Source organism: Streptomyces sp. YS-3 (genome assembly GCF_045257485.1).
In the GTDB taxonomy this organism is placed as follows: Bacteria; Actinomycetota; Actinomycetes; order Streptomycetales; family Streptomycetaceae; genus Streptomyces.
Genome location: NZ_JBJHPC010001000.1, coordinates 1 through 1,354, shown reverse-complemented (window position 1 = coordinate 1,354; position 1,354 = coordinate 1). Strand labels below are relative to the sequence as shown.

2 protein-coding genes are annotated in these 1,354 nt (G+C 75.8%); both read left to right on the top strand.

What is annotated here, in order from left to right; all coding sequences use genetic code 11:
* Positions 1-22 precede the first annotated feature (22 nt).
* Positions 23-1,072 (top strand): MBL fold metallo-hydrolase, encoded by a 1,050-nt coding sequence (locus ACJA3G_RS37030; protein ID WP_406557397.1) that lies wholly within the window; start codon positions 23-25, stop codon positions 1,070-1,072.
* A 58-nt stretch (positions 1,073-1,130) separates the two neighbouring features.
* A partial coding sequence (locus ACJA3G_RS37025) for a hypothetical protein (protein ID WP_406557396.1) occupies positions 1,131-1,354 on the top strand: 224 nt, incomplete at its 3' end.

Sequence of the window (1,354 nt, the reverse complement as noted above, 5' to 3'; positions counted from 1 at the left end):
GTCGCTCGCCCTCGCCGAGCGGATCGGCACGAACGGCTTCATCACCTCGGACGTGGGGGGCGTCCGGTCCATCGAGGTGCCCATCCCGGACAACCCCCTGGGCCACACACTGGTGTACGTCGTCGACACCGACCGGGGTCCGGTCCTGGTCGACACCGGCTGGGACGACCCCGCGTCCTGGGACACGCTCACGGACGGCCTGCGGCGTCTGGGCACGGACGTCTGCGACATCCACGGCGTCGTCCTGACCCACCACCACCCCGACCACCACGGGCTCTCGGGCCGCGTCAGGGAGGCGTCCGGGGCGTGGCTGGCGATGCACGCGGCGGACACGGCGGTCGTCCGGCGTACGCGTGAGGCCGAACCGGGCGCCTGGCTGGACTACTTGGCGGCGAAGCTGGCGGCGGTGGGGGCGCCGGAGTCGCACCTCGGGCCGCTGCGGGAGGCGCGGGCGCGCGGTGCGGCACGGGCGCTGCCCGGGCTGCGGGCGGCGCTGCCGGACCGGGAGATCGTCCCCGGCGACCTGCTGCCGCTGCCGGGCCGCCGGCTGCGGGCGGTGTGGACGCCGGGCCACACGCCGGGGCACGTCTGCCTGCACCTGGAGGAGCGCCACCCGTCCGGGCGGCCGGGCCACGGCCGCCTCTTCTCCGGCGATCACCTGCTGCCGGGGATCAGTCCGCACATCGGGCTGTACGAGGACCCCGACGACGCGACGGTGACGGACCCGCTGGGGGATTACGTGTCCTCCCTGGAGCGGGTGGGCCGCCTGGGGGTGGCGGAGGTCCTGCCCGCCCACCAGCACGCGTTCACGGACGCGGCGGCACGGGTCCGCGAGCTCCTGGCCCACCACGAGTCGCGCCTGGCGGGCCTGCTGGAGCTCCTGGCGGCGGAACCGCTCACGCCGTGGGAGCTGGCGGTACGGATGGAGTGGAACCGCCCGTGGCCCGAGATCCCGTACGGCTCGCGGAACATCGCGGTGTCGGAGGCGGAGGCGCATGTGCGGCGCCTGGTGAAGGGGGGCCGGGCGGAGCCGGTACCGGGCACCCACCCGGTGTCGTACCGCCCGGTGTAGCCCTCCGCCCCGGTGGTGGACCGCCCGCGCAGTTCCCCGCGCCCCTGAGGGGGCCGGGGTGAACCCGGGAGTTGCAGCAGCCGGAGGTGCCTCAAGGGGCGCGGGGAACTGCGCGACCAGCCACAGCGCACCCGCAGACAAGCACCGGGCCAACCAGGGGCGCGGGGAACTGCGCGGGCAACCCACCACCCAGCCGCAGACGAACCCCGGGCATCACGAGAACGTCCCCCGCGCCTCGAACGCCGCCCGCCGCGTCGCCCTGCGCAGCGCCCTCAGCACCGT